This is a genomic window from Micromonospora wenchangensis (assembly GCF_002210435.1).
Classification (GTDB): Bacteria; Actinomycetota; Actinomycetes; order Mycobacteriales; family Micromonosporaceae; genus Micromonospora; species Micromonospora wenchangensis.
Genome location: NZ_MZMV01000014.1, coordinates 76,187 through 97,122 on the forward strand (window position 1 = coordinate 76,187; position 20,936 = coordinate 97,122).

The 20,936-nt window shown below is 69.6% G+C and carries 16 protein-coding genes and 1 pseudogene; 10 read left to right on the plus strand and 7 right to left on the minus strand.

Annotated elements, in window-relative coordinates; genetic code table 11:
- Positions 1–35: 35 nt before the first annotated feature.
- Positions 36–1,511, minus strand: coding sequence for an ATP-binding protein (locus B5D80_RS11085; protein ID WP_088643740.1), 1,476 nt, complete (start codon positions 1,509–1,511; stop codon positions 36–38).
- 506 nt (positions 1,512–2,017) lie between these two features.
- Between B5D80_RS11085 and B5D80_RS11090 the strand changes: the two are divergent.
- Positions 2,018–2,292: pseudogene (locus B5D80_RS11090) on the plus strand (DddA-like double-stranded DNA deaminase toxin); the annotation flags it as partial.
- Between the two features lie 1,076 nt (positions 2,293–3,368).
- Here the strand turns inward: B5D80_RS11090 and B5D80_RS11095 are convergent.
- Positions 3,369–3,905 carry an IS1096 element passenger TnpR family protein gene (locus B5D80_RS11095; protein WP_088643741.1) on the minus strand — a complete coding sequence of 179 codons (537 nt, stop codon included), beginning with the start codon at positions 3,903–3,905 and terminating at the stop codon, positions 3,369–3,371.
- Positions 3,906–4,055: 150 nt separating this feature from the next.
- Here B5D80_RS11095 and B5D80_RS11100 point away from each other — a divergent pair, with 150 nt between their 5' ends.
- The 5 genes from B5D80_RS11100 (at position 4,056) to B5D80_RS11120 (ending at position 8,727) form a co-directional block, all read left to right on the plus strand.
- Entirely contained in the window at positions 4,056–4,379 is a 324-nt protein-coding gene (locus B5D80_RS11100; protein ID WP_245854466.1) for a MerR family transcriptional regulator, read from the plus strand.
- A 176-nt stretch (positions 4,380–4,555) separates the two neighbouring features.
- The gene (locus B5D80_RS11105; RefSeq protein ID WP_088643742.1) at positions 4,556–6,016 is read left to right on the plus strand and encodes a tyrosine-type recombinase/integrase; all 1,461 of its coding nucleotides are present in this window, start codon (positions 4,556–4,558) and stop codon (positions 6,014–6,016) included.
- Positions 6,017–6,069: 53 nt separating this feature from the next.
- Positions 6,070–6,765, plus strand: a complete 696-nt coding sequence (locus B5D80_RS11110) for a pentapeptide repeat-containing protein (RefSeq protein WP_088643743.1) — start codon at positions 6,070–6,072, stop codon at positions 6,763–6,765.
- Positions 6,766–6,910: 145 nt separating this feature from the next.
- Positions 6,911–7,612, plus strand: a complete 702-nt coding sequence (locus B5D80_RS11115) for a hypothetical protein (protein ID WP_088643744.1) — start codon at positions 6,911–6,913, stop codon at positions 7,610–7,612.
- 20 nt (positions 7,613–7,632) lie between these two features.
- The gene (locus B5D80_RS11120; protein ID WP_211291457.1) at positions 7,633–8,727 is read left to right on the plus strand and encodes an XRE family transcriptional regulator; all 1,095 of its coding nucleotides are present in this window, start codon (positions 7,633–7,635) and stop codon (positions 8,725–8,727) included.
- 40 nt (positions 8,728–8,767) lie between these two features.
- On the opposite strand, the gene B5D80_RS11125 is transcribed toward B5D80_RS11120, so the two are convergent.
- On the minus strand, positions 8,768–9,610 hold the full coding sequence (locus tag B5D80_RS11125) for a hypothetical protein (protein WP_144081640.1): 843 nt from the start codon (positions 9,608–9,610) through the stop codon (positions 8,768–8,770).
- Positions 9,611–10,470: 860 nt separating this feature from the next.
- On the opposite strand from B5D80_RS11125, the gene B5D80_RS11130 reads away from it, so the two are divergent.
- Positions 10,471–11,856, plus strand: a complete 1,386-nt coding sequence (locus B5D80_RS11130) for a UDP-N-acetylmuramoyl-tripeptide--D-alanyl-D-alanine ligase (protein WP_088643746.1) — start codon at positions 10,471–10,473, stop codon at positions 11,854–11,856.
- A gap of 516 nt (positions 11,857–12,372) precedes the next feature.
- Here B5D80_RS11130 and B5D80_RS11135 read toward each other — a convergent pair.
- From B5D80_RS11135 to B5D80_RS11145, 3 genes are read right to left on the minus strand one after another with little or no spacing between them, the layout of a single operon-like run.
- Complete coding sequence (locus tag B5D80_RS11135) at positions 12,373–13,050, minus strand: GOLPH3/VPS74 family protein (protein ID WP_088643747.1); 678 nt, start codon at positions 13,048–13,050, stop codon at positions 12,373–12,375.
- Complete coding sequence (locus B5D80_RS11140; protein ID WP_088643788.1) at positions 13,047–14,063, minus strand: acetamidase/formamidase family protein; 1,017 nt, start codon at positions 14,061–14,063, stop codon at positions 13,047–13,049. Before B5D80_RS11140 ends, B5D80_RS11135 begins: the two co-directional genes overlap by 4 nt.
- Before the next feature lie 5 nt (positions 14,064–14,068).
- Positions 14,069–15,475 carry an APC family permease gene (locus tag B5D80_RS11145; RefSeq protein WP_088643748.1) on the minus strand — a complete coding sequence of 469 codons (1,407 nt, stop codon included), beginning with the start codon at positions 15,473–15,475 and terminating at the stop codon, positions 14,069–14,071.
- A 352-nt stretch (positions 15,476–15,827) separates the two neighbouring features.
- On the opposite strand from B5D80_RS11145, the gene B5D80_RS32890 reads away from it, so the two are divergent.
- Positions 15,828–17,660, plus strand: coding sequence for a S9 family peptidase (locus tag B5D80_RS32890; protein ID WP_144081641.1), 1,833 nt, complete (start codon positions 15,828–15,830; stop codon positions 17,658–17,660).
- On the opposite strand, the gene B5D80_RS11160 is transcribed toward B5D80_RS32890, so the two are convergent.
- A complete protein-coding gene (locus B5D80_RS11160; protein ID WP_088643749.1) occupies positions 17,640–19,013 on the minus strand; it encodes a helix-turn-helix domain-containing protein in 1,374 nt (457 codons plus the stop codon). The two genes, B5D80_RS32890 and B5D80_RS11160, sit on opposite strands and share 21 nt — an antisense overlap.
- Before the next feature lie 456 nt (positions 19,014–19,469).
- Between B5D80_RS11160 and fxlM the strand changes: the two genes are divergently transcribed.
- Together fxlM and fxlA are read left to right on the plus strand one after the other, a co-directional pair.
- On the plus strand, positions 19,470–20,711 hold the full coding sequence (fxlM, locus tag B5D80_RS11165) for a methyltransferase, FxLD system (RefSeq protein ID WP_088643750.1): 1,242 nt from the start codon (positions 19,470–19,472) through the stop codon (positions 20,709–20,711).
- 12 nt (positions 20,712–20,723) lie between these two features.
- Entirely contained in the window at positions 20,724–20,879 is a 156-nt protein-coding gene (gene fxlA, locus B5D80_RS11170) for an FxLD family lanthipeptide (protein WP_088643751.1), read from the plus strand.
- The last annotated feature ends 57 nt before the right edge of the window (positions 20,880–20,936 follow it).

A 20,936-nucleotide genomic window follows, 5' to 3' on the forward strand; every position in this document is an offset into this window, starting at 1 on the left:
GAGAGCAGGACCGGCCGCCGACAACGGGTCAGGGCTCATCTATTCCAGAAACCCTGCAGTTGGTTGAAAGGGGGCATGGTGCGTAACCTCTCACGCGCGGCGGCGGGCGACCGTCCGCCCGAAACCAGCGACTCGTAGATACGCTGCGCGACCTCGGTCGCCGCCTCGCCAGCGGGCCCTGGCCCGCCGAACGGTTCCGGGTCGTCGCTGGTGTCCGTCTCGTGCATCACGCGCAGGGCGGTGACGGGCACCGTCTCCTCCAGCAGTCGAACCAACGCGCGAACGTCCGCGGTGTTGCTGCCGCCAGGTCGCAGCACGGCCTGGACCAGTGGATGGCTGCGGTTGATCCGACAGGTGACCCTGCCGTCCGTTCGGCGCACGTTCCAAGCGTACGAAAGAGGATCACCATGGATGCGCGCAGCGACCTGTCCACGGTGCCGCAGCACGTCCGCCGCCGACGCCCGGGCCTGCCTCGCGATGCGGTTGAGGTGCTGCCGTAGGCCGACGGGCGGAACGACGCTGGACTTCCTCACGTCGACGCTCCACTCGGCGTCTGTTCCGGCCGGTATATCGATGGCAATACGCGCCAGGTTGTACTTCTCCTCGCGGCGCATGCCCCTGTGCCCCAGCCAGTCGCCGGCCAGAATCAGGCGATTGCGGCGGTAAACGTAGAAACCCTGCTGGTCGAGCCACCCCTGCGGTCCCGCAGCTGCCTCATACTCCTCCGGCGTGAGCCGGTGGGCGCTGGGGAGGATGAAAGCCTCGACCCGTACGGAATTGCCCCCGATGGGCAGGTTTTCAGTGGGGAGCCGCTGTACCGAGGGGTGGTTGCTCATGAACGGATCCCAGGGTTCCACCGCGCTCCCGGACACCCGCAGGTTCCGGCGATGGCCCCCAGTGAGGAAGCGGGCAAACACCATTGCGAGGTGCGACTCCGTACGGGCTGCCTCGGCATAGAACTGCCTCTGGGTGCGCTCGTCGTCCTCGCTCACGTCACCACCGCGGTAGCCGTTGAGCCGACGCCAGAGCACGATCGTGCCGTGGTCAGTGCCACTCCGAAGTCTGTCCAACACGGTGGTGGTGTCGACGTCAGCCCCGTGGAGCAGCCGCCACTCGCCAGTCTCCTCGACGACGTCGAGATCCCAGGTCCGTACGTACCAGTCACCGGCCGTGGCGGTGGCCACGGAGAGCTGTCGCGACTGCGAGAACGAGGCCGACTTCAGGCCCACTCCGAAACGGCCCAGGTCGGTGGAGGCGCGTGACGTCGCAGGCCCGCGGGCCGCCACGGTCATGGCCGTTACGAGCTCTTGGACGCTCATGCCCCTGCCATCGTCGATGACCGCGATCCACGAGTCCCGCCCCGCCCAGGTGAACTCAACGTCGATGTTTCGGGCCTCCGCCGAGACGCTGTTGTCTATCAGATCCGCGACAGCCGCCGGCAGCGAGTACCCCAGGGAGCTGAGCGAAGCAACCATGCCCGCAGGCTCAGGAGCCACGATGTCGTACGTCATGGTTCGTAACAGCCTGCTTCCCTGACAGGGCCACTGCTTGGCGTACGGCTTTGCCGGATCGAGCGGACCATGCGAGGGGGCACCGCACGGGTCGGGGGATGCCTCAGCATCGTCGGCCTATGCACGCGACACTCCCCTCATGGAACGATGGTAATGGAGACACGTGCGCCTAAAGCTCTTCAAAGTGAAGCACCGTCCATCTCGGATGGTGCCCCGAGAGCTTACATCCATTCCGATTTGGACCGGCTTCGCGCGGCTGCGCGCATTGCCCGCCGCGCACCGGGGCATCCTCGCCGCAGCAGGTTTCGGCCTCCAGGTTCACCGCCCAGCTCTTCAGCGATGTGCACGGGCTACGTAAGCCGAACCCGGAACTGACACGGCGGACAACTGGCGCTGTTGGCGTGCAGATCGAGGAGTGCTGGTTCGCCGGAGACATCATCACCGAGACATCCTGTGCGCTCGCCGCTACGCTTCAGCTTCATGTGCTGGGGAGGTGGCCGGCGAGTATGGCCGTGGTTGCCGCCAAGCTGCACGCGGTCTTGAACGGCATCGCGCAGACACAGGTACGCGCGGCGGCTGGCATCGAGGCGGCCATCCAGACTCGTGACCAGCTTGCCGCAGTGATTGCGTCCAGCCACACCCGCTGGCCGAACAGGCGATGCAGCACTTTACGGCCGCGATCGAGCGCCTGCGTGAGGCTGACCGGGACGCAGCCCTGGCAGCGGCGGCACCTGTGGCGTATGGCCGCACCGGCATCAACCTCCCGGTGTCAGCCCCAGCACGCCTGAGGTGACTCGCGCGTCTCACAGCACCCGTGACACAGCTTCAGCTCAGCATGTCCTGCCGTGACACGACGCTTGTGTCACGGCAGGAGATGCTGTGACACCGATTGCGCCCCGACGAGCTGATAGACCTTTGACAACGAGGCTCCTGTGCCCGCCCCTGCATTGCTGCAGGCTGGACGCTCTCGCGAGGGGACCGACACGTCAGCGTTAGCGACGATCATCGGATTGATCGCTGACAGAACGACCCTGAACTGCGAGTTGACACGCGGAGCTGCGGCACCCCCCCCGCGAGCGGGGGGTGCGTCGGTACCGATGGCTTGGTCTTGGACATCGCGGGTGGTTGAACGGTTATCTCCGTCAGCAGCTCCGACAACGTCTACTGCCGGGCGCTCGTCAGGCTCGTGAGCGTGCTTGTCAGAGCACGGAGAAGCGCTGTCAGGGCACCGGGTCTCTGTCAGAGGCGGTGTCGCGGCGCGGTGACACCTGTCAGCGCGGGCTCTGCCAGGACAGCGGTCCTCTGACAGAAGTCGACCAGGATGAAGTGACAGCTTCACGACGCCTGTCATGAGCTTCGCCGGGGGCCGGAGGGCTGACAGCACCGGCCAACCGGCGACCCTATCGATCATGGCCTCTGAATGGCCGAGTGGTGGCGAGGCGTGGTCCCCGACAGGCGGTCGCCGATCGAGCAGGCCGCAACCCGCGGGCCCAGTGGGCGGACTGTGAGCAGCAGCGGCCAGCGTCTTTTGCGTGTTCTGTGAGATCGCCGTGGCCTTGTGAGCCGATGTCAGAGGGCTGTGAGGCCGGGAAGTGTTCGCCAGAGCTGACAGAGCCCGGTTTGGGGGTGTCAGCGCATCGTGGCCGGTGACCATGGCCGGCAGCCAGTCGGTCGATGCGGATGACCTCAGCCTGCTCGGCCAGTCGCTGCAGAGAGTTCCCCTCGTCTCGCGCCGGGTTCCCATTGCTCTGTCAGGGTGGAGGGGCCGGCCTGGTCGCCGCCGTCCGTCGGCATCACCTGCGACACGTAGCACTGCACGGATGCGTGGTAGCCGGCGACGACGGTCGTCGGCTGCAGCTACCGCCGTCGGGGTCCCCACCAGGGCAGGATGGGCGGCAGGTCGGCCAGGGGGTTGCTGGGTCGTCTCGGCGCGGCGGACCCGTCGTCGCCGTCCCAGCGGCGGCCGTACTGGTCCGGTAGGTCGCCCCAGCCCCGGTACGGGGTGGGCTGGGCGGCCATCAGGCCGAGTTCGTCGAGTGGGTCGATGCGGTGGTCGGCGACGGTGCACAGGTGGGCCCAGTCGTCGCCCATGTCGAACACGTAGGCGAACTGATCACCTGGCGTGAGTCGGTTCAGTGTGGTCCTGTCGCTGTCCACCGCGCCGTCCGGTGTGTCTTCCCAGGTCCGGAAGGAGCAGATCGGGGTCTGGTCGGCCAGGGTGAACAGCCGTAGGTGTGCGAGGTCCCAGCGGGCGAAGGCCAGGTCGATGGCTGTGCCCAGTTGCTCGAACGTGTGCGATCTGGCGGCGGCGATGATTCGGCCTGGTCGGGGCCAGTAGTCCTCGCCCCGCCCGGAGACGAGTTCGACCCGGATCGACAACCACGTCCTGGCCACCGTTCACCTCCGCTGCCGCAGGCCGACCACGCTACCGCCGTGCCACGGCCCGTACACCAAAGACACGCCTCGCACCGCTCGGACCCGGCGTCCTTCGTCGCCGGGTCTTTCACCATGCCACCGCAAGCTTCTTCATCAGGGAGATTGACCATGCGACCGCCACGACGAACCCGAACCGCTACACCCGCCACCGGTGAGGCGTCCCGCCGTGAGGAACGGCAGGCGTGGACCGCCGAGCGGATCCGCGCGCTGGGTCCGAGCACGGACCTCGCCACGGCCGCCGCCGTCCTGGGCATGTCCCGCTCGGCCGCCTACAAGCTGGCCCGCCGCGACGCGTTCCCCACGCCGCTGTACCGGGTCGGTGCCCGCTACCGGGTACCGACCGCGCCGATCCTGGCCATGCTGCACCTGCCGCAAGCGGCCGGTCCCGGGCCGGACGTAGGGGACGCCGACAGCGTCGGGGACCCGCCCTGACCGCCTCCGCGCTGCCCTCCGGTCTCGCCGGGGCCGGAGGGCGGACCCCGCCGGCCGCAGCCTTGACCCCGCCGATGGCCGGTGTCCGTCGATGACTTGATCGTCGCGGCGTGTCACGCGTGGATGTCGATCGACAAACCGATGCCGCACCACGAACCCGAGGAGCACCACGAGCTATGCCAGACGGGAGCATCTTCAAACGCTGCGGCTGCCGCCACCCCGATACCGGTAGGCCGTTGGGCAACGAGTGCCCGAAGCTGCGTCGCCCCAACCGGTCCTGGAGTTTCGAGCACGGTCACTGGACCTACCAGCTGGAACTGCCGCCGACCAGTGACGGTCGGCGTCGGCAGTTGCGCCGGTCCGGGCTGTCGACCCGCCGTGACGCCGCCGCCGAGTTGGACCACGCGCGGGCCCTGCTCGCCCTCGCGGTCCGGGACCGGGGCCGTCGTACCGAGATCGCCGACCTGTTGCAGACCTGTGTGCGGTCGGGCCGGCCGCTGCCCGAGGTCGACCGGATCCGGCAACGGCTGCGTGGTGACGGTTCGCTGGCTGACATGGTGACCGTCGGCGAGTACCTCACCGAGTGGCTCACCCACCTGACCGTCGATGACAACACCGCGTGTGGCTACGAGTCGCTCGTCCGGGTTCACCTGATTCCGCATCTCGGGGAGATCCCGCTGGACCGGCTGCGTACCGGCCACATCAGGGCCATGTTCGCCGCGATCGAACGCCGTAACCAGGAGATCCGTGCGGCGAGGGCCAGCGGCGACCCTGACGTGCGCGCCTCGGTCGTCGGTGTCCGGACCACGGGCGCGTCGACCCGGCAGCGTATCCGCGCCTGCCTGCGTAAGGCCATCAACGACGCTCTCGCCGAGGAGGTGATCGTCGGTTCCAACCCGGCCGCGCTGGTCAAGGTTCCCGGCGACCGGCCGGTGCCGATCGTGTGGGAGGCCGAACGCGTGGAGCGGTGGAGGGCCACCGGGCAGGTTCCGGGTCGGGTCATGGTGTGGACCGACGAGCAGATCGTCGCGTTCCTCGATCACGCCCGGATGCACGCACCCGACCTGTACCCGATGTGGCACCTCATGGCCTACCGGGGTCCCCGGCGTGGAGAGGCCTGTGGGCTGCTCGACTCCGAGGTCCGCCTCGACAGGCGTGAGCTGACGATCAACCACCAGATCGCCACCCACGGCTACACCGCCGTACGCAAGAAGCCCAAGAGCAGGGCGGGTAACCGGGACCTCGCCCTCGACGCCGAGACGGTCAGGGTTCTCGCCGCCTATCGGGCCCGCCGCGCCCAGTGGCGCTTGGCCGCCGGCGAGGGGTGGCCCGACACCGGCCTGTTCTTCGTCCGCCCCGACGGCCGGCCGTGGCATCCCAGCGGGGTCACCCAGCGGTTCCGCAGGCTCGTACGCCAGGCCGGGCTCCCGCCGACCCGCCTGCACGACCTGCGGCACAGCGCGGCCACCATCGCCCTGGCCGCCGGGGTGGACATCAAGGTCGTCTCCGAACAGCTCGGCCACTCCACCACCACCCTGACCCGCGATACGTACCAGAGCGTCACCAGGGAGATGCACCACGACGCCGCCGACGCCGTCGCGGAGAAGATCCGCCGGAACCGGCCCAGAACCGCCTGACCGCCCGCGTGCCGCCGGCGGCGGTCTCCACCGGCTCGGCTAGCGTGCGCGGCATGGTCGCCCGTTCGTCCGCTCGTGGTGCCGCCCGGTGGCGCGCTCCGGCGGCACCGAAACTGCCGGCGTCGCCGGACCTGACCTCCGCCGGGGACCTGACCATCGGCGACGAGGCGACGTTCGAGCGGCTGGGCCTGGGCGATCTCGACCTGTCCGGGCGGTCGGCGGACGGGGCCGAGTTCACCCGGTGCCGCCTCACCCGCACCGACCTCAGCGGTACTCGACTGGAAGCGGCGCGGTTCACCGACTGTGTGTTCGAGGGTACGAACCTGGCGAACCTGCGGACGGACAGGTCGTCGATGCTCCGGGTACGGCTGTCCACGGCGCGGATGACCGGCCTGCAGTGGGTCAACGGGGCACTGCGGGACGTCACGATCTCGGACTGCCGACTCGACCTGTCGTCGTGGCGGTTCACCACCTTCGCGAACGTGGCGTTCGAGGGCTGCAACCTGACCCGCGCCGACTTCCAGCACGCGGACCTACGCGGTACCCGCTTCACCGACTGCGACCTGACCGGCGCGCAGTTCTCCCAGGCGGGCATGGACGGCACCCGTTTCGCCCGCTGCGACCTCACCGGGATCGGCGGCGTGACCAGCATGACCGGCGCTGTCCTCGCCCACCAGGACCTCATCGCCCTGTCGTACGCCCTCGCCGGTGCACTGGGCGTCCGCATCGAGGGCCCCGACGACGGGTAGGCCTGTCGCACCCGAAGCCGCGTCGGGAAGGGCTGCCGGGAGCGGCATCCGGTGAGGCCGCGCCGGCAGTGCTGTGTTCGATGCCGGGCGTGTCGGCTGCTTGATTTCCGCAACATCAACTGCGGTATGGACTAGATTCTGCGGCATGGGGTTGCTGGATGACGCGGTGGCGGTGCTGGACGGGCGGGGTGTGCTGGAGCCGCTGGGCGGGTTGATCCGGCAGGTGTACCGGCGGGCCGCGGACCGGCACGAGCCGGAGCTGGGTGACGACGCGATGAGTTTCGGCACCACGGTGTGGCGGAATCTGACGAACCTGGGCAAGGCGTCCTTCGACGGGGTCGACGGGGTGCGGGTGCGGGTGGAGGACAACTCCCTGGAGATCCTCTGTGCCGGCTATGTGGTGCGGTTGTACTCGTTGCAGGGCGGGATCGAGTCGATCCGGTGGGAGGGCAGCGAGGCACGCCTCGGCGGGGCGGTGGAGAACAGCCGCGACGGGCAGTTGGCCTTCGACGACGCCGAGCAGTTCCCGGAGGTCTTCGCCGGGGTGGTGCCCCCGAAGCGGCACCTGCGGGTCGCGCACACCGGTGACATCACCACGGGTGAGGCGACGGCGTACCTCGGGTTGCCCCGTGACAACCGTGAGGGCGGGTCGCCGTGGTTCGAGGTGACGCTCTGGTTCGGTGACGCCGTCACGGTGGGGACGCCGCTGCCGATCGTCGGTGACCCGGTCGGGGTTCCGGTGCAGCGGCACGACGAACTGCCCGTGCCGGAGCTGCCGCTCGGGACGCTGCGGCCCGCCTCCGGTGCCGGCCGTACCCTCGGTGCTGTTGCCGGCCGACGGGCGTGACGGGCGGGGTGCGCCCGCCGGTGCCGGTCACCGCGGCCGTGGCGGGGTTCGAGCCGCACGCGCTGGGGTTGGCGCGCAGGTGGCGGCGGATGCGGAAGAACGAGTTGGCCCGGCAGGTCGGGGTGACGGCGGCGGCGGTCAGCCAGTACGAGTTGGGGCAGGCCCGCCCGTCGGCGGCGGTGCTGGCCCGGTTGGCGTTGGCGTTGGCGATGCCTGTGGAGTTCTTCGCCGCCGGTGTCCCGGCTCCGGCGTCGCCGGGGCGGGCGCACTTCCGTAGCCTGCGGGCCACCAGTCAGGCGGAGCGGGACCAGGCGGAGGCGTTCGGTGAGGTCGCCTGGCGGGTCGTCGAGGCCGTGGGCCGGCAGTTGCGGCTGCCGCAGTTGCGGCTGCCGCAGCTCGACTGGCCGGAACCGGCGCGGGCCGAGGACGTCCGTACGGTCGCCGCGGCGGCACGTGCGGAGTTCGGCCTCGACGACGGTCCGGTGCCGCACATGGTACGGCTGCTGGAGGCGCACGGCGTGATCGTGTTGTCCCTACCGGACGCCTCCGAACGGGTCGACGCGTTCTCACACTGGTACGGCCAGCGGCCGTTCGTCTTCCTCAACCCGGCCAAGAACGACAAGGCCCGCTCCCGGATGGACGCCGCCCACGAACTCGGCCACCTGCTGCTGCACCACGACGCCGAGCCGGGCAGCCAACTCCTGGAACGGGAGGCCACCGCCTTCGCCTCCGAGTTCCTCGCCCCCAGCACCACCCTCGCCGCCGAGCTTCCCGCCCGGCTGGACTTCGACCGGCTGCACGAGCTGAAACGCCGCTGGGGCATCAGCCTGAAAGCCCTCGTCTACCGGGGACACGACCTCGGCGTCTACCGGGACCACACCTACCGGCGCGGGATGAGCCTGCTCGCCCAGTGGGGCCACCCCGAACCCGGCGACCTCGGCCCCCGCGAACAACCCTCCCTCCTCGGCAAGGCCGTCGACCTCCTCAACCAGCAGCACACGACTATCGAGGACCTCGCCGCGCAGGCCGGCCTCCCGGCAACCCTCGCCCACACCGTGATCGCCGCCGCCACCGAACACCTCCCCGAACTACGACTCACCCCGACCAGCCCCTGACCTGAGCCGGGACCCTCCCTGCCAGGGCGATCCCCATCGCTTACTCAGGCGGTGTGGCGGTGGGTGCTGTCGGTTCGACGTGGTGGCTGTCCCAGACCCACTGGTCGTCGCCGTGGTCGACCAGGGTGCTGCACCGGTACCGCAGCAGGTCCACGTCCGTGCTCGGGTCCGGGCGGCCGGGATGCGGAGGTGTCGGGTCCAGCGCCGCGTCGGCGTTGTAGACAAGCCGGTCGGGCAGTCGGTAGTCACGGCGGAAGCCGGTACGCCACTGCGAGTTGCTGCCCCAGCCGTGCGACAGGTCGGCCACCTGCCGGTACCGCCGTCGCCACGCCCAGTACAACGTCGAGCTCGCGGTGAGCGCGGGATCCAGGTGATCGGCACCGGCGCGGACACTCACGCCGCCGCGCATGAGCAGTAGCGACCCGACCAGGCAACCCGGCCACCACTGCCCGGCCAGCACCGGCGGTGCCTGCGGATCGTCTGCCGGTTCGACCTCGACGATCTCGTGCGGGAACGGATGGAACCCTTCCCCCGCCGGGAACGTGCCGCCGATCGCCGCGACGAACCGCCGGTACGCCGAAGCCGGAAGCCAGTCCACAGGGTCGCCGGGACCGGTGGCGGGCGGCTGGCCGGGCAGGATCAGCAACTCCATCACCCTGCTCAACGCGTACAACGTCCACAGGTCCTCGTGCGCCAACGCCACAGCGGCCATCCTCGGCTCGCCGACCTGCCGCAACGCCGCCAGGACCGACGAGTGGGCGGCAACCCAGGGGTCGAGGACCTCTCGATCCCATGCGCTGCCGCCGTAGTCGAGGGTCGGCTCGAACAGACCGAACCTGACCTCCTGCCAAGCGCCGTCCGGGAACACCATCTCGGCTCTCACGACCGCCAGTCTCCCGACCGTTGGGCAGCGCGTCGAGCGAGATCCGCCCACCTCCGCCCACCTCCGCAGGCGGCCGAGCCCGCCGACCGGGATCGATGAGAACGCCGTGCAGGGGGTGAGCCGGATTCCCGGCTCGACGCAAGGATCCCCACGATCAGCGGTCTTGGCGTCTTGGCTCGATGGGCGAGCCGAGTGGCGGAAACGGGGAGTTACGGGACGTTGCTCCTGGGCAGGAAGAGGTTCCCTCCCGATCGGGAGGGTGTCTGGACCGGGTGGGGACGGCACGGAGGGCCTGTCAGGGGGCGTGTGCAGCACTGACAGCCCTGGTCAGCACTGTGCCGGGCATGTCCGGCGGTCACGGCTGACGATCCCGGGAACGAGCCGGTGCGCGACCCGTCCGACGCCACCGCCTGACAGCCAGTCCTCAATGCCGCTCGATTCTCGGACGGGATCGGCATTCGTCGGGCTGCGGCGGAGCTTCCCGACGAGGTCGCCGACGCCGCAGGGGCCCTGGCCCAACACCTCGCGTACGCCGTCATCAGGCGCACTGGACCGCTGACCTTGCTGCCCACCACACCGAGTCCCCGCCGCCACGTTCATCGTCGCCGGTGAGCCAGGGTGGCGGCATACTGCCAGTCCGAACTGCGGCACGACCACACCAAGGCCAGTCAAGAGGCGCGCTGTCGGAGTTTGTCGGAGTCGAACTCCGACAAACTCCCAACGTCGTCGGTCCGCGAATCGCGAGACGCGGTGCCGGCCTCCCGAGCTGGTGTTTCGGGTGCCAGGTCCGGCCGGCGGCCTGTGTCCGGATCTGCGGCTGGTCCATATCCTCGGGCGGTAGGTTCGTCGGTGTGCTTGCGATGACTCTGGGAGAGATCGCCGCCGCCGTGGGCGGGACGGTGCGGGACGGGTTTGACGAGGTGACGGTCACGGCACCGGTGGTGTTCGACAGCCGGCGGATCGAGCCGGGTGGGATGTTCGTCGCGCTGCCCGGTGAGCGGGTCGACGGCCATGACTACGCCGCCCAGGCGGTGGAGGCGGGCGCGGTGGCGGTCCTGGCGTCCCGGCCGGTCGGTGTCCCCGCTGTCGTCGTTGACGACGTGCCCACCGCGTACGGCCGGCTGGCCCGCACGGTCGTCGACCGCCTGCCGGACACGACGGTGATCGGCGTGACCGGGTCGGTGGGGAAGACGTCGACCAAGGACATCCTGGCGCAGGTGTTGTCGGCGTTCGGGGAGACGGTCGCGAACCGGGCTTCCAACAACAACGAGCTCGGCCTGCCGTACACGGTCACCCGCGCCACCGCCGACACCCGCTACCTGGTGCTGGAGATGGGCGCCCGGGGTGTCGGGCACGTGGCCTACCTGACCCGGCTCGCCCCGCCGTCGGTCAGCGTCGTGACGCGGGTCGGACACGCGCACCTGGGTGAGTTCGGGTCGGTGGAGAACATCGCGCTGGCCAAGGGCGAGATCGTGGAGGCACTGCCCGGCGAGGGCGGGTTGGCGGTGCTCAACGGCGACGATCCGCTCGTGGCCGCCATGGCCACCCGCACCCGGGCGAGGGTCCTCACCTACGGCATCGACGGGCCGGCTGACGTACGGGCCGAGGACGTGACGGTCGACGAGTTGGGCCGCGCGGCGTTCCGGCTCGTCCACGAGGGGAAGACCGCGCAGGTGCGGTTGCGTCTGTACGGGCTGCACCAGGCGTCCAACGCGCTGGCCGCCGCCACCGTCGCCCTGGGCCTCGGGCATCCGATCGGGGCGGTGGCCGAGGCGCTGTCGCGGGCCGAGGCGGTGTCACCGGGACGCATGCAGGTCACCACCCGCCCGGACGGGGTGACGATCATCAACGACGCCTACAACGCGGCACCGGATGCCATGCGGGCGGCACTGCGGGCCCTGTCGACGATGACCGGTGGGGAGCGGCGGGCGGTCGCGGTGCTGGGTGAGATGGCCGAACTGGGTGAACACGCCGCCCAGGTGCACCGGGAGATCGGCCGGCAGGTCGTCGAGGCCGGCGCGGGTTGGCTGGTCGCGATCGGTGGGGCGGACGCCGCCCACTACGCCGCCGGCGCCGACGGCGGCGCGACGGTGGTCGACCGGGCGGCCGACGTGGCGGCGGCGTGGGAGTTGCTGCGTGACGGGCTACGTCCGGGCGACGTCGTCCTGGTCAAGGCCGCCAACAGCGCCGGGCTCCTGACGCTTGCCGACAAGCTGGTCGAGGAGCCCGGCGCTGTCACGGCGTGAAGGTCAGGCGGACAGCAGCACCTCGGACCGGCTGCCGAGGCCGCCCATGATCACCGATCCGTAGCCGGTCACGTCGCCGAAGGTCAGTACCCGGGTGACCGGACGGCGGGAACACCACAATCACCCGTCTGCTGACCAAGGCATGCCAAATTTCTGCCGGCGCGGGTGTGAATCGGCGCGCGGCCTGAAACACGTCCTGGGCCGGTTCGCCCCTGCTGATTGCTGCGACGGCACCGATGAGCACTTCCGGCGAGACGATCAACACGGCCCTTCGACGTGGTTGTCCGAGGTCATCCGGCGGCCACCGTTGCGATGGCATTCACAGCCGGCGGGATCATGGCCGGCTGTGTGAGGGATGGGCTGGCTGACGGGGACGCGTGGGCGGTCAAGGCGGACCTCGGATCGGCGGGGGCGCTGGTGCGGCAGCCAGCGAGGAGGACGGTGCCGAGCAGGCCTACCGCCAGGTGAGCAGGGAGCCGGGGTGGCCATCACGGTGACGGGGTTCCCTCCTGATGGTTAGCGGTAGGTGGCGGTGGCGAGGTCGCCGACTGCGGCGTCGACGGCGGCGGTGATGTCGCGGACAGGGCGCAGGTGTTGGTGGGCGATGGCGCGCAGGTGGGTGGTGATGACGGTGGTGTTGTCCGGGAGGAAGAGGTGAGGGGTGAGGTGCAGGGCGACCACGAGTCCGGCGAGGGCGGCGGTGTGGTTGTCGGGTTGTTCGCGGCCGTCGGCGAGGTAGCGGAGTCGGGCGCGGGCGATGACGGGCCATAGGGTTTGGGTGGGCAGGTAGGTGTCGGCGCGGATGAGTCCGGCGAGTCGGCGGCGGCTGGTGTGTCGCAGGATCCCTGCGGCGTGCAGGCCGGCGCGGGTGCGTTCATAAAGGTCGTCGGCGAACCCGCGTAGCCAGTGGCGCAGGGGTGGGGCGGGTCGGGTGTGGCGGAGGCTGATGAGGGCGGTGTCGGCGATGAGGTCGCCGACGGGCCGGTCGATGTGCATCTTGACCCTCTGCTCGCCGGCAGGGTGGTCGTCGTTGTCGAGGATGGTTCGGCCGGCGAGGACGAGGTCGATGAGGACAGCGCCGGCGAGGCCGAGGGCCAGGGCTTGGCGGTGGATGTGGGGTTGGCCGGTGTCGTCGTTGTGGGCGAGCAGGTACAGCTCGTCGCGTAGCGGCAGCCCGGGGACCGGAGTGGTCATGGCCGTTCCTGGGTGAGGTGGCGGAGCCGGGCGTGGACGCCCTGGTAGGCGGGCTGGGGGCGGGGGAGGTGGGTTTTGTCGATGGCGGCCAGAATCGTGTAGTTGGGGTCGCAGACGTTGCCGATCGGTGCCCGGCCGGCCTGGGAGATGAGTTGGTAGGCGTCGAGCGTGTCCAGACGGCACAGGTCGGCGGTCCAGGTGGTGAGGTCCTGGTGGGCGATGCGGTAGGCGTCTTCGAGCGGTCGGGCGCAGCCGACGGACATGAGGGCGGTGTCGGTTTCCAGCCGCGGCCAGGTGGTGGGCAGGTCACCCTTGATGACGTCGACGGCGAGGGTGGTGACGGTGGCGATCTCCACGGCGACGCCGCAGGCTTCGCCGTGTCCTTGGCGGGCGTGTCCGTCGCCCAGGGCGAGGAGAGCACCGTGGACGTTGACGCCGAGGTAGAGGGTGGTGCCGGCGCGGAGTTCGGGGGTGTCGAGGTTTCCGCCGTGCTGGTCCGGGACGATCGTGGCCCGGGCTTCCATCGCGGCGGGGGCGACGCCGATCGTGCCGATCATCGGGTCCAGCGGAAGGTCAACGCTGTGGTCGCTGGTGGTTGCCCGGTACCGCACGATCCCGGCCGACGGGTCGATGTCGTAGACCCATACGCGTTCGTCGAGGGGTGGTTGGAGGGTGGTGGTGTGCGGGGTCGAGGTCAGCGCCCCGAAGTAGGGGAACGTCGCGGACACGCCCCAGTTGCGGGCGGGTTCGATCGCGGCGATGTGGACGGCCAGGGTGTCACCGGGCTCGGCGTCCTCGATGAAGAACGGTCCCGACACCGGATTCAGGTACGGCATCGGGCACACCTGCGCAGGCAGATCCGCCGGTCCGCGTACCCGACCGCCGAAGCAGTCCTCGGTGTGCACGGTGAACACGTCACCGGAGCGCACGTGCGCCACCGGGATCCGGCCGCCGAAGGTGTAGGCCAGTTCGTCACGCGCCGGCCGATAGGTGAAGTGGCTGCGGTCAGACATCGTGCTCACACCCGCTCTGGGCTGCGGCCGGTCGGCTGCGCCTCGGTCATGCCCGACAGGGCGGGTCGGCGGCCGGTGGCGTAGAGGCCGGCGAGGACGAGGACGCCGAGGGCCAGCCACGCCAGGCCGAGACGCTGCGCGGCGATGTTGGCGTTCACCACCACCCACGCCAGGACCGCGAAGCCGACCGCAGGCATGAGCAGATGAGCCCACCAGTTCCCGCTGCGTCGGCGGATCAGATGGTGCACGACGACGGAGACGTGCAGGACCAGGAACGCGACCATCGCCCCGAAATTGATCAGCGACGACAGCAGGGCGATCCCGTCCGCCCGCGTCGCCATGTACAGGCCGAGTGCGAGGGACACCGCGCCGGTGAGCAATGTGGCGTTGATCGGCACGCTGCGGCGCACCGACACCTTCGCCAGGAACGTCGGCAGTTGCCGGTCGCGGGCCATCGCGTACAGCAGCCGGGACGTGGCCACCTGCGCGACCATCGAGTTCGGCAGGCCCCACGCGATCGCCGTCGCCACCGCGCACACCGTCGCCAGCCCACTCCCGCCGGCGACCGCAGCGGCGTCGTAGAACGCCGTGCCATTCACGTCGCCATCCGCGAGCAACGCGTCGGGACGGGGTACCAGCATCGCGGCCAGCCACGTCTGCGCGATGAACAACACCCCGGCCAGGACGAGGACGGCGGCCATCGCCCGGCCGATCTGCCGGGTGCCGTCACGCGTCTCCTCCGCCAGCATGCTGATGCCGTCGAAGCCCAGGAAGGACAACACCGCGATCGACACCGCACCCGCCACCAGGGACCAGGTGAACGTGTCGGGGTTGTAGAACGCGTCCCAACTGAACCGGCCCCTGCCCGAGGCCATTGCCCAGCCGGCGACGGCCAGGAAGACCGCCAGGACGATCAGCTCGCCGACCAGCATCACCCTGGTCACCATCGCGGTCATCCGGATACCGACCGAGTTGACGACCGTGTTGACCCCGACGAACCCCAGCAGCCACAACCACACCGGCACCGCCGGCACCGCCGCGTGCATCGCCACCGACGCCACCAGATACAGCAACCCCGGCACGAGCACGTAGTCCAGCAGGATCACCCAACCGGCCAGGAACCCGACCGGCGCGCTGATCCCCCGACCCGCGTAGTTGTAGACGCTGCCGCTCATGGGGAACGCCTTCACCATCTGCGCGTACGAGAACGCGGTGAACACCAGAGCCACCACACCCACCGCGTACGCCAGAGCCACCATCCCGCCCGAGCCGGCGTAGACGCTGCCGAAGATCGCCATCGGCGCGATCGGCACCATGTACACCAAGCCATACGCGACCAGGTCCCGGAACCGCAGCCTCCGGGCCAACTCCTGGCGGTAGCCGTAGCGCGCCAATTCCTCCTGTAGCTGCATCGGGCCCTTCCAATGAGGTCGTAATGGGGGAACGGAACACTCATCGCCGCACCACCCGTGAAGGCTTATCGCTCCGAATGGTGGCTCGCCTCGAATGGCCTGGTCGATACCGGATATGCGGACAAGGATTGTTGTCCGCATCGACTCTGCCTCGAGAGCGCGAAATAGGAGGGCGGGCAGTTCCCGAGGGGGAACATCGAGCGGCAGGGACAGGCCGTTCGGGCGTAGAGTCGGTCATCTGAGCACTCGCGGTGCCTGCAGGTCCGAGACCAGCCGCCGGCCTTGGCGATGCCCGGACCGGTTGGCGAGCCGGCCGTAGTCCGGCCTGCTGGGAGTTGTTCGAGGAGGACACGTGAGGGTGGCGGACAGGACCGCTGAAGTGTCGGTCGATGACGCCGTCCGCGCCTCGGTGAGCTACGACCAGCTACGTGCCGGTGACGACGGCGTGTATTGGCTGGAGACCCGCCCCGACGCGGAGCAGGGGACGACGGTGACGGGCTGGCGGGCAAGCGATGGCAAGCGTGATGTCAGTCCGAAGAACTTCGATGTCGGCAGCGGAGTGCACGCGTACGGGGGCGGATCGTTCGTTGTCGCCGAGGGAACGTTGTGGTGCGTCGGCGGAGATCGCCTTTACCGGAGGCACCGGGATGGCGACGAACTCGAATTGGTCGGTCACGGGTGCTTCGGTGATCTGACGATCGGTGACGGCGAGTTGCTGGCCGTGCGGGAGTCGGAGCAGGGTGACCAGCTCGTGGCGGTGCCCCTCACTGGCGCTCCGCGGATGCGGACTCTGGTCTCGTCCCCGGCGTTTCTCGGCGCGCCTCGGCCAGGCCCGGGTCGGTTGGCTTGGACCGCTTGGATCGAGCACGACATGCCGTGGGATGCCTGCGAGGTGTGGACCGCCGCCTATTCGCCGCACGGTGAGGTCGAGAATCCCGTGAAGCTGGCCGGTGGTCCGGGGGAATCGGCGGTGGAGCCGCGATGGGGACCCGACGGAGCGTTGTACTTCGTGTCGGACCGCAGTGGTTGGTGGAACCTCTACCGGTGGGACGGCCTCACGGTGGAGGCGGTGGCACCGATCGCGGGCGAATGCGCTGCGGAGCCCTGGGAGTTGGGCTACGCGTCGTACGGCTTCCTCGACGACGGTCGGATCGTCGCGGTTGTGCAGGAGGGGCCGCGACACCGCCTTGTCGTCATCGAGCCCGACGGCACTGTCCGTCCGGTCGACCTGCCGTACACGTCGATCAAGCCGTACCTCGCCCTCCGAGGGACGACGGTGGCGTTGATCGGTTCGTCGCCGACCGCAGCCCCGCAGGTCGCACTCGTAGACGTGGCTAATATCGATCCCCCTCAGGTGGAGGTGCTCGCCAGCCCGGAGCATGCCGCGCTCGACGGCGTGCGGGTATCCACGCCGACGGAGCTCCGCGTACGGGTGGCCGGTGGCCGGGAGGTCATTGCCCTGGTGTACGCGCCGACGAACTCGACTGCGGACTGGCTCGCACCAGTGATCGTTCGCGCGCATCCCGGGCCTACCGCCTCGTGTCTGCTGCGCCTGGACTGGCAGGCGCAGTTCTTCACCAGTCGCGGGTTCGCCATCGTTGACGTCGACTACCTGGGTAGCACCGGGTACGGCCGGACGTTCCGGGAGTCGCTCTACGGACGGTGGGGCCTGGACGACGTCGACGACTGCGCTGCTGTGGCGGTGCACCTGCTATCGGCGGGGCGGGCGTTGCCGGGGCAGGTGTTCATCCGCGGTGCCAGCGCCGGCGGATACACCGCTCTGCACGCGGTGGCACAGGACGGCCCGTTCGCCGCCGCCACCGCCGTGTCGGCGATCGTGGATCCCGACCGGTGGGCGCAGACGGTGCCCCGGTTCCAGCAGGCGCACGCGATGCGGCTACGCGGGGGTGCCGGTGCGGTCCGTGCCGCCGAGATCCAACGCCCGGTGCTGCTCATCCACGGCACCGCCGACGAGGTGGCCGAAGCCGATGATGTGCAAAAACTCGCCGAGGAGTTGACGTCTCTCGGCATGGCACCCAGGATGTTGCTTCTTCCTGATGTCGGCCACTATGTGGCGTCGTCCCGTCGAGCGGGCGCGGCGTTGGAGGCAGAACTGGCCCACTACCGCTCCGTGCTGGCGGATGCCGCCAACGATCAACAGGGGTTACACAGCGGCCAGCGGTAGCCGATGATGCACGTACTCGCCGAACTCGCGAACCTCCGGCTTGCACCGGTAGGGCTCGAGGTCGACCTGTACCTCGACGATGCGCTGCAGGCAGCGGTGTGAAGAGGTTCGTGCGGCGTGGTCGACTGCCTCGCGTGCGGTGGCGCAGGCCTCGTCGAGGCGTCCGGCGGCGACCAGCGAAGAGGCCAGGAGAGCCGTGTCAATGGCGAGTCGTCGGACATGAGTGGGGCTCAGAGCGGTGAGAGCGTCGCCCAGGTGCCGTTGGGTCTGCTGCGGCTGACCCAGGTCATGGAAGCAGTGGGCGATCTCGTCGGCGAGATACGCCGCATCGAAGTACCGGATCCAGGCCGGCTCGTCCTCGGGCTTGCTGCGGGCCAGCTGCTTCTCCGCGGTGTCGAGGTGAAGCAGACAGTCGCCCTCGCGCCCGAGGCGGGCGTGCGTCCGCGCCACCACCGCGTGCAGCGTGGCTGCCACTGCGGGCGTCAACAGCGCTTCGCTTCCTCTTACCGCCGTCAACGCCATCCTTCGTGCCGGTTCGGGGTGGCCGCAGTGCAGGGCGAGATGGCCGATGTTCACGGCGAGCAGGTAGCTGCCGTACAAGCGGTCGCCAGCGGCTTCCGTCAGACGAAGAGCACGAAGGTAGCGGCGCTGGGCGAGGCCATGGGCACCGGTGTCGACCGCCTGGTACCCGCAGAGCTCGAAGAACCCCGCCGCCAGGGTGTAGAGGTGCCGACCGACCGCCTCCGAGGCCGGCGGGCTGGCCAGTAGCCGGTTCAGCTCGCGTTCGACGTACCGCTGCACCTGGGCGTGGACTTGTCCGGCACCGTGGGTGTGATCCAACTGGCGGAACATCGCCAGGGCGGCCTCGGCGGAGTCTAGATCCTCTTCGCAGACCTGATCAGGTGAGCCGGCTCGGCCGGTCACGGACAGACCGGGTCCCGCTGAGGCGTTCAGCCAGTCCAGCGCGGCGCGGTCAAGAACGCCGGGTTGGAAGGGGACACGGACGACCATGTCCGCCACCCCGGGCATCTCCTCCCCTTGGGCGGCCAGCAGGGCGCCGGCGCGGGTAGGACCGCTCGGAAGAGTCGCCCGCCCACGTTCTTCCTCAAGAAGCGGTAGCAGGCGGACCAACGCCCCACCGGCCGCCAATGCCCTGTCGCATGCTTCAACGAACTCCCGGGACGGGAAACGGTCCGCTGTCTCGACCCGACGCACGAGATCAGAGCTGAACCGGATCATCGCGCCGAGACGCGCCTGTGAGAGCTTGGCCTGCTCCCGTAGCCGACGCAGCTCGGCACCGAAGAAGTGGCGCTCAGACAGGGACGGCTGGAGCGTCCGCGGGGTCTGGCCCATAGCACCGCCTCCTCTGGCTGCTTGCACCACCATGGCGGTGAGCAGCATGGATATCGCGCACATAGGGTCACTCAGTGTTCAGCGCGGCGCAACCAAGAACACCGAGACGGGATAGATGCAGGAGTGGCGTACATGCGGACAACCGCGTCGTCCGCATGGTGGGCATTCACTCCACGGGCTCGACGCGCGAGTGTGGAGACGGGCCGGGCTACTCGTCAGATCCGTCCCGAACTCGAACGAGCACGGGATGTCGCAGTGGAGCAGGAGACCGTTCCGCCCGTGATCCTGATGCACCGCGCCAGCAGGACGGAACCCTCGACCGGCACTACATCGACTTCGGACTCCCCGGCGACTTGGCGAGTCCAGCGGCTTGACGCCCTGTTGAGCCCGACGAGAGCGGAACGGCGGGCCATCCGATCGGGAGGCCCTGATGGCAATGCGAAGGAGAACGGCCGAATGAGTGTCGACACGGCGAACGGCGAGGACCTGCACACCGCGATGGTCGATCAGCTCGTCTCTGATCATGCCGAGAAGGGCCTGGTCATGCGGCCCGAGGTGGAGGCGGCGCTACGGTCCGTGCCCCGCCATCTCTTCACGCCGGATGCCGCGTTGGCAGAGGCGTACCGGGCCGACCAAGCCGTGGTGACCAAGCGGATCGGCGACGAGGCGGTCAGTTCGGTGTCGGCGCCGTGGCTCATCGCCGAGATGCTCGGTCAGGCCGCCGACGCCATCGACGGCGGGCTGGCCGGCCGGCACGTCCTGGAGATCGGCTCCGGCGGATACAACGCGGCGCTGCTGCGCGAGCTGGTCGGCCCGTCGGGATCCGTCACGACCGTGGACATCGACCGCGAGGTGACCGACCGGGCCACCGCCTGCCTCACCGCTGCGGGTTACGACGACGTGGTCGTGGTGTGCGCCGATGCCGAGCAACCGGTCAATCCGGGCCGCCGATACGACCTGATCATCGTCACGGTCGGCGCCTGGGACATTCCACCGGCCTGGACCGCGCAGCTCGCCGAGAACGGAACGCTGGTCGTACCGCTACGGACGTTCGGGATGACCCGCTCGTGGGCGATGCGTCGGACCGGGGACCGGCTGGTCAGTCACAGCCAGCGGTTGTGCGGGTTCGTGTCGATGCAGGGCGCCGGGGCACATGAGGTGCGGTACGTCGACGTCGCTGACGGGGTTCACCTGCGGCTGGACGAGGACCAGAAGGTCGACCGCCATGCCGTCGGTGCGCTGTTGGCGCAGCCGAAGACGCAGGCATGGGCCGGGGTGAGCCTGCCCCCTCGTACCGTCCTGGCCGACCTCGACCTGTGGCTGGCGTCCCGCATCACCGATGCGGGACAGCAGTTCGTCGTTCTCACGGCTCAGCAGGAGGCCGTCGATGCAGGTGTCGTCGCCCCGGCATGGCGCTTCGGCACGCCGGCCGCCCTCGACAACAGCGCGCTCTGCTACCGCTCGACGCTGCGCTGGAACGACGACGACATGTTCGACCTCGGCGCCTGTGCACATGGGCCCGACGCCGCGTCGGCGACCGGTCGGATGGTCGGACAGATGCGCGCGTGGCTGGATTCGGGCAGCCCGTCACCGGTGCTGCACGTCCTGCCCGCTGGTACTCCCGACGGCGACCTGCCGGCCGGGACAGTGCTGGACAAGCGGCACAGCCGCTTCGTCCTCACCCTCACCCCCGCATAGAAGGGAACGCACATGAACGATACCGACACCTCGGAGTTCGCCCTGGACGTCAGCCTGGTCGACGCCGGCCCCACCGCAGGCGGCTACGCCACCGCCACCGACGACGGGTGCGGCTCCGGCAACACCGGCTCCAACGCCTGCACCACGAAGTGCGACGGCGGCAACTGACCCTTCCGTTTCTCTCACGATCGGGCCCGGCGTCGCGTGCGCCGGGCCCGTCGATTC

Excerpts from the sequence above, each read along its gene's own strand:
- B5D80_RS11085 (WP_088643740.1), bottom strand. The coding sequence starts at position 1,511 with ATGACGTACGACATCGTGGCTCCTGAGCCTGCGGGCATGGTTGCTTCG.
- B5D80_RS11100 (WP_245854466.1), top strand. The coding sequence starts at position 4,056 with ATGCGACCGCCACGACGAACCCGAACCGCTACACCCGCCACCGGTGAG.
- B5D80_RS11105 (WP_088643742.1), top strand. The coding sequence starts at position 4,556 with ATGCCAGACGGGAGCATCTTCAAACGCTGCGGCTGCCGCCACCCCGAT.
- B5D80_RS11110 (WP_088643743.1), top strand. The coding sequence starts at position 6,070 with ATGGTCGCCCGTTCGTCCGCTCGTGGTGCCGCCCGGTGGCGCGCTCCG.
- B5D80_RS11115 (WP_088643744.1), top strand. The coding sequence starts at position 6,911 with ATGGGGTTGCTGGATGACGCGGTGGCGGTGCTGGACGGGCGGGGTGTG.
- B5D80_RS11130 (WP_088643746.1), top strand. The coding sequence starts at position 10,471 with ATGACTCTGGGAGAGATCGCCGCCGCCGTGGGCGGGACGGTGCGGGAC.
- B5D80_RS11135 (WP_088643747.1), bottom strand. The coding sequence starts at position 13,050 with ATGACCACTCCGGTCCCCGGGCTGCCGCTACGCGACGAGCTGTACCTG.
- B5D80_RS11140 (WP_088643788.1), bottom strand. The coding sequence starts at position 14,063 with ATGTCTGACCGCAGCCACTTCACCTATCGGCCGGCGCGTGACGAACTG.
- B5D80_RS11145 (WP_088643748.1), bottom strand. The coding sequence starts at position 15,475 with ATGCAGCTACAGGAGGAATTGGCGCGCTACGGCTACCGCCAGGAGTTG.
- B5D80_RS11160 (WP_088643749.1), bottom strand. The coding sequence starts at position 19,013 with ATGGGCCAGACCCCGCGGACGCTCCAGCCGTCCCTGTCTGAGCGCCAC.
- fxlM (WP_088643750.1), top strand. The coding sequence starts at position 19,470 with ATGAGTGTCGACACGGCGAACGGCGAGGACCTGCACACCGCGATGGTC.
- fxlA (WP_088643751.1), top strand. The coding sequence starts at position 20,724 with ATGAACGATACCGACACCTCGGAGTTCGCCCTGGACGTCAGCCTGGTC.